At 57.9% G+C, this 10,535-nt stretch carries 8 protein-coding genes; 5 read left to right on the forward strand and 3 right to left on the reverse strand.

The genetic code is table 11. From position 1 onward, the window contains the following. Positions 1–34 precede the first annotated feature (34 nt). The 5 genes from PAN31108_RS10275 to PAN31108_RS10295 all read left to right on the forward strand — a co-directional run bounded on the left by PAN31108_RS10275 (position 35) and on the right by PAN31108_RS10295 (position 6,815). The gene (locus tag PAN31108_RS10275) at positions 35–3,058 is read left to right on the forward strand and encodes an autotransporter family protein (protein ID WP_150668748.1); all 3,024 of its coding nucleotides are present in this window, start codon (positions 35–37) and stop codon (positions 3,056–3,058) included. Between the two features lie 278 nt (positions 3,059–3,336). Beyond that, positions 3,337–5,148, forward strand: a complete 1,812-nt coding sequence (locus PAN31108_RS10280; protein WP_150668749.1) for an eCIS core domain-containing protein — start codon at positions 3,337–3,339, stop codon at positions 5,146–5,148. A gap of 304 nt (positions 5,149–5,452) precedes the next feature. Next, positions 5,453–5,731 (forward strand): helix-turn-helix domain-containing protein, encoded by a 279-nt coding sequence (locus PAN31108_RS10285; protein WP_246183872.1) that lies wholly within the window; start codon positions 5,453–5,455, stop codon positions 5,729–5,731. Continuing rightward, on the forward strand, positions 5,732–6,460 hold the full coding sequence (locus PAN31108_RS10290; protein WP_150668750.1) for a hypothetical protein: 729 nt from the start codon (positions 5,732–5,734) through the stop codon (positions 6,458–6,460). Between the two features lie 112 nt (positions 6,461–6,572). Next, positions 6,573–6,815 (forward strand): helix-turn-helix domain-containing protein, encoded by a 243-nt coding sequence (locus PAN31108_RS10295; protein ID WP_150668751.1) that lies wholly within the window; start codon positions 6,573–6,575, stop codon positions 6,813–6,815. 4 nt (positions 6,816–6,819) lie between these two features. On the opposite strand, the gene PAN31108_RS26995 is transcribed toward PAN31108_RS10295, so the two are convergent. The 3 genes from PAN31108_RS26995 to PAN31108_RS10320 all read right to left on the reverse strand — a co-directional run bounded on the left by PAN31108_RS26995 (position 6,820) and on the right by PAN31108_RS10320 (position 10,484). After that, complete coding sequence (locus PAN31108_RS26995) at positions 6,820–7,524, reverse strand: lysozyme inhibitor LprI family protein (protein ID WP_150668752.1); 705 nt, start codon at positions 7,522–7,524, stop codon at positions 6,820–6,822. Between the two features lie 1,461 nt (positions 7,525–8,985). Then, the gene (locus PAN31108_RS10315; RefSeq protein ID WP_150668755.1) at positions 8,986–9,885 is read right to left on the reverse strand and encodes a plasmid partitioning protein RepB C-terminal domain-containing protein; all 900 of its coding nucleotides are present in this window, start codon (positions 9,883–9,885) and stop codon (positions 8,986–8,988) included. Continuing rightward, positions 9,882–10,484, reverse strand: a complete 603-nt coding sequence (locus PAN31108_RS10320; protein ID WP_150668756.1) for a plasmid partitioning protein RepB C-terminal domain-containing protein — start codon at positions 10,482–10,484, stop codon at positions 9,882–9,884. Before PAN31108_RS10320 ends, PAN31108_RS10315 begins: the two co-directional genes overlap by 4 nt. Between the last annotated feature and the right edge of the window lie 51 nt (positions 10,485–10,535).

The raw sequence follows: 10,535 nt of genomic DNA on the forward strand, positions 1-10,535 counted from the left end.
CTTCGAACAAGTTCCAAAGAGGACATCGGAGTTTATGAAACCCATCGCCATTCTGACGGGCGTTATCGCGCTTTTCGCTGAGCAGCACGCCCTTGCCGCCAATTTCCAGATCGTGAACGGACAGACGTCCACCACGGCGCAAACGCTGTCGAGCGGCCAGACCGGCACAATCGATCGCGGGGGCACGCTGTCCGTCGGCGGCGGCACAGTCGGCATCACCGTGACGGGCAACGCCACCCTCGTCAACAACGGCACGATCAACATGACCGGCACCGGTCGCGCCATCCGCGACAACACCGGCGGCCTGACCCTGAGCGTGACGAACGGTGTCGGGGCGAGCATGACCACGTTCGACGCCGACGTCATCCAGATGAACAAGGCGAACAGCAACATCGTCTTCAACAACTATGGCACGCTCACGTCGACCAACACGTCCGGCGGCGGCAGTCAGGCGATCGATTTCAATGCGATCACGACAGGCACCAACGTCCTGAACAACTTCGCCGGCGGTGTCATTCAGGCGAACGAAGCCGATGCGGTGCGCCCGGGAGTGAATGGCGTAGTGAACAACGCGGGCATCATTCGCGCGACCAATAACCCGGGCAGCACGAGCAGCAGCGACGGCATCGACGCGCAGTCGAACAGTGGCGTGAGCGTGGTCAACGCCGGCACGGGACTGATTCAGGGCGCGCGGCACGGGATTACCGGGGGTGTCGACGGCACCACCGACGGCACGTTCAGGTTGTCGGTGACGAACAATGCCGGCGGCACGATTCAGGGCATGAACGGCTCCGGCATCAACATTGACGGCTTCAACGCCAGGGAAGTCGTCACCATCGTCAACGCCGGCACGATCATCGGCAATGGTGTGACGGGCGATGGCGACGGGGTAGACGTCGACGGTATCGTGAACATCACGAACACCGGCCTGATTCGTGGCGCGAGAGCGAACAACGACGTCAGCGAAGGCGTCACCGTGGGGGGCGGCACCATCGTCAACAGCGGCACCATCGTCGGTGAGAACACGCCCGGCGGCATCGGGCGCGGCATCACGCTCGCCGGCGTCGACAAGGATCCGGTGTCGGGTTTGCCCATCGCGCCGCAGGGCATCTACACGAACACGACGATCGTCAACAGCGGTCTCATTCGCGGTCAGAGCGATTCGGCGATTGCGGTGACGGGCGCGCGCAACGCCTTCACGGTGACGATCGTCAACGAAGCGGGCGGCACGCTGCAAGGCGGCGGAGCGACGGCGGCCGTGGTCAATACCGGCGCGACCGATGCCACGGTGGTCAACTACGGCACGATCACCGCCGACCAGAGCGGCAAGGCCGTGGATCTGGGCAGCGGCAACAGCAGCCTCCAGATTCTGGGCGGCTCGGCGGTGGTCAACGGCGACATTTCGGGTGGCACGGGCGTCAGCACACTGACGATCACGCCAGGCGCGGGCAACGCCTTCCGTTACAACGGCGGGATCTCGAACTTCTCGTCGGTCTCGCTCGGCGCGGGCACGATCACGCTCAACGGCGCCGGGACTTACGCAGGGCCGACATCGCTGGCGAGCGGCGCGACGGTGATCGTCGGCGACGCATCGCACCGCAGCGCGACGCTGGGCAGCGGCATGACCACGGTCGCTGCGGGGGCGACGCTCGCAGGCTATGGCGGCACATTGGGCAGCGTGACGAACGCCGGCATCCTCGCGGTGGGCAGCGCGTCGCCGGGCGCGGTTGCCGGCAACCTCGGCACGTTCACGATTGCCGGGGATTACGTCGGCAACAACGGTACGGCGTTGATGGGCGCGACGATCGGGGCCGACGGCTCGATAGCGTCGGACAAGCTGGTCATCAACGGCAACGCCAGCGGCACGACCTTCCTGAAGCTGAAGGTGTCGGGCGCGGGCGTGCCGATGCCGGGCAACGGTCTCGAACTGGTGCAGGTCAACGGTACGGCGCCGGACGGCGCATTCAAACTCGATTCGCCAGTGCAGGCCGGGGCGTATCAGTATCTGCTTCGCAAGGTCGGGCCGGTGGGTGGCGATCCGAGCTGGTTCCTGTCGACGTCGTACGCGTCGGGCGAGACCGTCTATCGCCCGGCGACCGTCGCATACGCGATGACGCCGCAACTGAACACCGACGTCGGCTTCACGATGTTGGGCCGGATGCAGGAGCGCCTTGGCAGCGTGCGGACGAACGGGGGCGTGGGCGAGGCGGCGTCGAATGGTGTCTGGGGACGTGTGTACGGCAAGACGATGGACAGCACGATGTCGGGCCGCTTCGGTGCTGACGAGCGCATGTTCGCGGCGCAGTTCGGGCGCGACTGGCGTCTGAATACCGACACCACGGGCATGGGCGGCAGCGCGCTGGCGGGGGTGACGGCGACGTTCGGATCGGCCTCGGCGTCGTTCTCGGACAGGGCGCGCACGCAGGACCCGACGCTCTCGGCGGCGACCGGTTCGGTGTCGATGCAGGCGCAATCGGTCGGGGCGTACTGGACGCGCATCCTGCCGCAAGGCGCTTTCCTCGACGTGACGACGCAGGTCTCGCACTATCGCAACAAGTACAGCGATGTCACCGGCGTGGGTGCGACGCAAAACGGTTTCGGTGCAGCGCTGTCGGGCGAGATCGGTCACAAGTTCTCGCTCTTCGGTTCGGGCTTCACGATGATGCCGCAGGTGCAGTTGGCTTACCAGTATCTGCATCTGAACGGCTTCAGCGACAGCGTTTCGTCGGTGTCGGGCAATACGACGAACGCGCTGCGGGGCCGCGTCGGCATCAAGCTCAATACGCCGGATCTGGGCGATGCGGTGGGGGTGGGGTCGGCGTCGCCGTACCTGACGCTTGACGTGGTGCACGACTTCCTGTCGCCGGGCGCAACGCATGTCGGCGGCGCCACGTTCGACGGCAGCCTGGCGAAGACCTGGTATGAACTCGGTGCGGGTGTGGAGGCGACGCTCGGCCGCGCAGCGTCGCTCTATGCCGGCGTGAAGTACGCGCGGAACATGGGCGGCGATTATCGTCGCAATGTTTATGGACAGGTGGGGTATCGGTATCGGTGGTGATGGGGGACGGTGGTATGACGTGTCGCAGGACTCATGTCCGGCGGCTCGGCATTGGATGAGAAGAAAGCGCCTTCGGGCGCTTTTTCGTTTGCGTCAGGCGTCAGGACTTGCACTGCCGATCGCTTATCGGATGCCGAGGGCGATGAAGGCGACGGAATGAGCGCCGGAGTAGAATGCGCTCACTGCGGACCGGTCCTCCTGGGTCGATTTGCGATTGCAGTCGCCGCCTGAATTGTCGTCACTTCGCAAGGCTGTCGCCGAACCGCCGAGGAGCCGGAATGAGTGAGCATGCAGACGCAACACATCGGGACGAACAAGGTCGAGCTGAGCGCCGTTGGGAGGGGCCGGAAGGTGCATCAGGCGCATTGGGCGCATCGGGCACATCGTCCGTGTCATTCGTCGACAACCGGCCTGACGCGACAAGGGCGGCACAGTTCAAGCGCGACGTAGCGACCAGTTCTCGTACCCAACCACTTCGCGTCTTTCAGAGGATGGCCGACGGGCATACTGCTCGTCAGGCGGTGCCGACAACAGACGCCCCCAATCGCACCGGCTTGCCGGATTCATTGAAATCCGGAGTGGAAAAGCTTTCGGGTTTGTCGATGGACGACGTCAAGGTTCATTATCAGTCCGATAAACCGGCGCAACTTCAGGCGCATGCGTACGCGCAAGGCAACGACATTCATCTGGCGCCCGGGCAGGAACGGCATCTGCCGCACGAGGCGTGGCATGTCGTTCAGCAAAAGCAGGGCCGCGTGGCGGCCACCCGCCAATTGAAAGGTGCGGTCGCCGTCAATGAGGACGCCGGACTGGAGGCCGAAGCGGATGTCATGGGGGCATCGGCGGCAAGCATGGGTGGATCGGGTGGATCGGACAAGACGAAGCAAATCTCGACGCGTGGCGTGCGTCATTTCCCGGGGGTCGTGCAACGGGTCAAGGTCACCACGCCACCGGAGTTCAGAGATCCCATTTCCGGCATCACTTACCTTTTCGACGACATTCTGACGATCGATCTTAGCGGCATCATCGCGGCGGGCGTGGAACCGGACGACCCGAACATCGAGGCGTTCGAGTGGATGCTCAAAGGCGCGCGGGTGAAATACGCCTTGCTTGGCAAGGCGGCGGAAGTCAGGGATATCGACGAAGTGCTGCTCCACCTGGCGAATCCGCGAGCATCGGCGTTTGCGGCCGCTGCGGGCAGCCACCGTCTGGGGGGCGCGGCGACGGACTTCGATGCGATCAAGGCAACGGTGGAGGGTTGGTTCTCGAACCGCCCCGATTATCAGGTTGAAATCGGCAACATTTCTGCGCGCTACGGCACCCGCGCCAAGTTGGACGGATATACGAAACTGCGGGAATACATTACGCCATTCACGGCGATCTCGGATATGTCGCTAGGCGCCAATCCGACGCTGCGGGATAACGTATTGACGCTGTTCAGTTGGCTAATACCGTTGCACGACAGGACGATTACCGGGATCGTAAATAAAGAGTCGTTGATGTACCGGATCAAGATCTGCCTGCTTGAGAAGACGAATGAACTCAAGAACGCGGTGGCGGGCACGCAGCGCATGCCTTCAGGGAGTCTGATTCGATACGGCGCCATGCAAACGATTTCGGGGGAGCCACTCGGTACGAGATCGGAGATCAAAACGGCGTTGCCGGGCGCACTCAAATCCGGGGATGCGGCCACTCCCCGGGACCTGGAAACGCGTTTGACACAATACTTCAACTACGCTGGAAACGCCTTCGTTGCCGGTCACTTGGTTGCGGACACCCTCGGCGGCAATGACGTTCGCGAGAACCTGACGCCGATCACAAACAAATTCAATACCTCCGGCGGGGTAAAAGGCATCAAGGATCCGGAAATCGAGGCACTCAAACGGTTGAAGGCGGGTAGGGTAATTTTTTACAGCACGACGGTGACATACGGCAACGCGGGCAACGCAACGTGGCAGAAAGCCGTACGACCGACTCGATTTCAGATCCGCCTCGCCAATCTTGGGTTGGTGGAAGATGGCGTCGCAACGGATATCGCCGATTACAAACACATCTCGCAAGAAATCGTCTACGACCGCGATCCGACGTAGTGGGCAGTTCATAGTTGGATGCGTCCATCGATAGCGCCTGCCATTGGTTATTGCAGCTATCGCCACGGATGAGGTGCATCCGTAGATGGATTGGCGGCAAACCTAAGCAGAAAACCTTGCAGGATATGCGGGGTTATCGTGGCATCACGATGCGTGCGGGTGAAATTCTGGGCGAATGACGCCCTCGGACTTGTTCGGTTACAGCGAAGTGTTTTATAGCCCGGTACGTCGGCATGGTTCCGCCTGCGATCTTTCGCCGATTGAGTTTGAACTGCGCTATGCTCTAAACGGCTCGTGAGTGTCTATGAAACTCTGGCCGGTCCAGAATGACCGGATGCCGCATCCTATTCATGACCCCAAGTACCAAGTGTTCCGTCAAATGTTGTTGGATGCCCGCAAGGAGAAGGGGCTACAACAGGTAGAAGTTGCGGAGTGCCTTGGGAAGACCCAATCGTTCGTGTCGAAGTACGAACGGGGGGAGAGACGTCTCGACTTCTGTGAGTTCATCGAGGTTGCAGCAGCGTTGGAGATTAATCCGGTCGAGTTCATCAAGCGGTATCGCCAACACATCGAGAACACGTAAATGGATGATGTGATTCACACGGCGGAGTATCAGGTCCGGACCACATGGACACGAATGAACAGCTTAGCGTGGACCTATGCAGAGATCGCAGAAACGGCTCTCGGGCGCTTTCTCACGGGCCAAAGAAATCCCGTAGTCGATCCGGGCTCAGATGGTGACCCAGAAGAATACTTCGGCTACAAGAAGAGAATTACAGAGGCCGCAATACAAACCATCGTGTTTTCGGCAATGGGATGTGAATCCGCAATCTACGATCTAGCCGCAATTCACCTGACCGACTCCTACGCCGAATCGATCATAGACAAACTAGACGTGATCGGAAAATGGGTCGTAGTACCACAGCTTATTTGCGGGAAACCTCTCAAACCTGACGGACCAGCACTCAATGCACTACGTACGCTCATCCCCGCACGAAACCTCTTGGTACACAACAAATCCCATCCAGGACTGTTTGACCTAACGAACATCGAAGATGTTGAAAGACGATTGCACCGCGCGAAGAGGGATTCTGATCGCCTGATTGCGAACGTCGTCCCGGCGTATCAAGCCGTCGTACTCCTATCTCTCGAACTCAACCGTGTCCTCAAGACTCCGTCGGGGGTACTGCCGTTCTTCGAAAAGGGAACCATTAGTTCGAAGAACGAGCATCGCACACAAGAAGTCATGGAATTTCTCGGCAGATGTCGCGAAATAGACGCGAAACATTTCAGAAAAAACGAAGCGTCCTAGCGGTAACTCGTCCAACCCCTGACACCATCGAGCACCGATGCATCGCCGTGTCGGTTTGTACTCCACACCGGTTCAACGGACGGTGCGATCACCACTCCGGAGATCGCACCTCATGAACTTCTTCCCACACCATCAGCGCCGCATCGACCTTCTCGCCGAAATCCTTGCTACCACCCGGCACGCGAAACGCTTGACAACAAAACAGCTTGCCACCCGACTTGGCAAACCTGAAGCGTTCGTCCTCGACTACGAGTCCGGCAAGCACCGGCTTGATCTTCCCGAACTCGTGGATATCGCTGATGCCATTGGGATCGACACGGTTGAACTCATCAATCTCTACCAACAGCGAGTGTAGCTCGCTAGGGCTTTTCTACTAGGCGAGGCCCCGAAGCGTCGGGAGCAGTCGAGCTCATAGAACCTCGGAACTGCCCCAACCTCTCACCGTAGATTCTCCGAAGGCAATCAAGATCGTCGCCGCACTCGCTTCGCTCACTCAGCCATGCTCGTTGAGCGACACGCAGCGCATCCATGTTCGCTCCCGCACTTGAAAGCGCAGCACGGTACGCGGCAGCAAGTTCGACATCCATCGCCGCCAGCCCGGGATCACTGCAGATCGTTAGTTCATCCCGAGCCTTAGCGGCATAGCAATCGAAACTGGTCGCAAACGACCTTGTAGCCGTCCCAGCAGAAGTTCCCGGTCCAGCAGTAGGCCCGACCCCACGTTGCCCCTCCTCTTCCGAAGGGGATGTTGGCAAGGCTTGAGGAGGAGACGGAGTCTCGATCTGCTGGGTCGACTCGCTCGTCGTATTGGACTCTGCCCGCGTCAGCGCTGGAGATGTTTCATCCTTCTTACTGAAAATCCCGACGATGACAAGTATCAGGAAGGCAGCTCCTACCAACACAACTAGACAGCCGCCTAACCCTGCGCTTTTGACCGGAACGATCTGAACGTCTGAACTACCACACCGCTGGCATTTCAGCGATAAATCCTTACCCCTTGGATACCAAGTGTATTGGCACGCACCACATATATTTTGTGGGCGCTGTGTTCCACGACTCCCCATTTATCTGGCCTCGGAATTTTGATCTTTTTGCTTCATTTCGCAGCTAGCGAATTTATCACTTTTTGAGATCAACACCTTAATTCGTGTATTACCGAGTATCCGCAAGTGCCGCACCGCCTTGCCCTGCCGCAAAAAGATAACGGATCACACAATTATTATATTTTTCTCTTCTCGTTATCCCGAAGGGCAGGACCACATACGAAAACCACCGGTCGTGGTCACCGTAATCGCCAATTGAGGTACGTCCTTAGATAGATTAGCTGCAAACCTAGACCAGGATTTCCGCGTATTCCGTGGTGTTGCAGCCGGTCAACGCGAAGGGTGGGAGTACTACTGGAGGGCCGTCAAGGCAATTTACAGGCGAAGAGTTTAGCTCGTGGCATGCCACCACGAGCCGTTGCACCCGCGATATGAATTATCCTGGATCAGAATCGGTTCGAACATTGAGTTCCCAAGAGATCTTTCCTTGAGCTGTCGTGTGTTGATGATGATTCTGCGGGGGAAATGGATCCTGCTTGTTTGACGCGATCTCCCTCCCACAGCCCTCACAGCGATAAATCCCTGATACTGGCACTTCCTCTCCGGGACCGTACTTCTTTCGCCACCAATCCTTATTTCCATCGCTTTCTTTCAGCGTGGATCTGCTGTGATACCAAGCCATTCCCCCCCCTCTCTCAAGTCTTCTTGGTGACCTGCCGCTGAGATAACGCTGAACCCGCTGCGCTCTTGGACGCAGCACTTGTCCGACCATCCTGCAACACCTTCGATGCGGCGGTCGCAGCTTTCGCTGAAGTTACTTTCGAGGTATGTGATTGGGACAACGCGCTCCCGGCTGCCGTCTTTGAATTCTTGCCGGTCGAAGCGCTTTCAAGAACCTTCGATGCATTGTGGGCAGCTTTCGCCCCTGTAGTCTTACCCGCCATGGCATTTCCCCGTGAAAGAACAACCATTAATCGTGTAGTACTGCATCGAAATATTAAATCTCGGCTTAATAGCTGGTCAAACTGGGTAAACCACGTAATTTCACGGTCCTCAAACCGTCCTGAAATCGGACCAAAAAGAATCTCAAAAAGCGCCTGCGATGGGGATCGATCCCAAGACTCTCACCCCAGAATCGTACCCACCGACGAAACACGCAGATTGCCAAACGCCACAATCCCCGCGTAGAATGGCACCCTTCGCGGGCGTCGTATAATGGTAATACCCTAGCTTCCCAAGGCTCGAACCATAACGACGCGGCGTGAAACTCCGCGTCGTTGCGCTCCAGCTTTCATCCCAACCTCCATGATTTCTTCATGGGGCGTCACCAGAAGTACTCCCACCATTTTTCGTCGGCATCAGAGAATCACTGGGCGTCTGATCGCAACGACCTTTTGGCTCATGTCACTCAACGAATAACAGCACGACATCCACTATCTTGCTACGCGCTCGAATTGCGTTTTTGATGTTGACGTCGCGCACTTACTCTCGTTCGGTGATCCGATTATCAGCAGATATCGCGTTCATGGTCGCTACAAGACTAGACAACAAGTCCCCATGGTAGTGCTTCAGATGGCCATGAATATTCTCATTGCGAAGAAGCCGCGCCATAAAGCTCTTTGCGACGACAAGCGATAGCATGGTGTCCCCGATTTCATCTTCGACGGCCTGACAATCCTGTCTCAGGCGGTCCATTTCGCTCTCCATTTTCGCGATGTCCTCCGGGGATATCTCATCCTTCTTCTTGATCCGAGCACCGTCGACCAATGCGTCTGGTCGCGTGGCGACGACGATCATTTCAGCATATGCGCCCGTCACCTTGTTTGCCGCCACCATCATCTCCGCTGCTTCTATCTGACGATATGGCTTCATCTTCTTGAGCATACGAAAGACCTTAGGGGTCGCCTGTCTATTCTTGAGTATCGAGGCAGCTTCAGGCGCTATGCCATCAAGCAAGGTGACTCGGTCACGAATGCTTCTCACGTCCATCCGCAGCACCTCGGCGATTCGCTTCTCGGACGCACCTTGCGCCAAAGCTGCACGGATCATTCGATGCTCCTGGACAGCAGAAAGACGTGTTATGTGACGATTGAAAGTAAACCCCTCGTCGTCCGTAGACACCATGCAAGGGGCAGTTGCGCACCCCAGCTCCTTTAGCGCTTCCAGTCTTAAGCGTCCATCGAGCAGCTCAAATTCGCCTTGCCGCCGCAACGACCGATATACAGCGAGCGGTTCGATAACCCCAAGCTCAGCGATAGATCCGAGAATCGTCTTGAATTTTGCTGACGCCAAGACACCTAGGGCGAGAGGTGAATCAGCGATAATTTTCTCAAGGGGAACATCAACCACGGACGGCTCGAAACCGTGCTTCACGTTTGTCATGGCATCAACTCCGAAGGGATTCGCCGGGCTACGGCCTCAGGAATGTCGCGTACTCCTTCAGCCCTCAAAAGAGTTCTGAAGTGCTCGTCTCCAAGAAATCGCTTCAGGGCGGAAGTTATCAAGAGCAAGCGCTGCTCTTGAAGAGTGGCATTTTGAACAACCAATTTTTGGCGACGAACCTCGTTTTTGTAGGTTCGCAGCAGCTTCTGCGGAGTAGTCTTATCTCTAGAGACCGGGCGTCCGTTCATCTTCTTTCCGGATATCTCTCTCTTGCTGAGAATTTTCCGTACTCGCATAAGCTGTTCGCCGGTTAAGGTTTTGGATTCGTATGCCGCTACCATCGCGGCCTGCACCTCGTCACTAGACGAACGCGCGACATCGATTGCGAGCCAAAGAGGCATGACACGCTTCTCAACAGCCTGAAGTAGCCTCTGCTCGCCCTTATCGAGTAACTGAAGAATTCCGTTGATATAGGACGCGTCCAGATTCGTCTTGTGAGCTATCTCCTCAGTGCTGTACCCTTTCGCGCGGAGCACCTGCAAACCACCGAGCAGTTCAGCCGTTGAGTGCCGTTGACATGCCCCCTTCAATCGGGCCAATGGGCTTCTAGCAAAGTCCCTTTAAACCAACTCCTGGAAAGCGGTAGGAGC

Source organism: Pandoraea anhela (assembly GCF_902459655.1).
GTDB lineage: Bacteria > Pseudomonadota > Gammaproteobacteria > Burkholderiales > Burkholderiaceae > Pandoraea > Pandoraea anhela.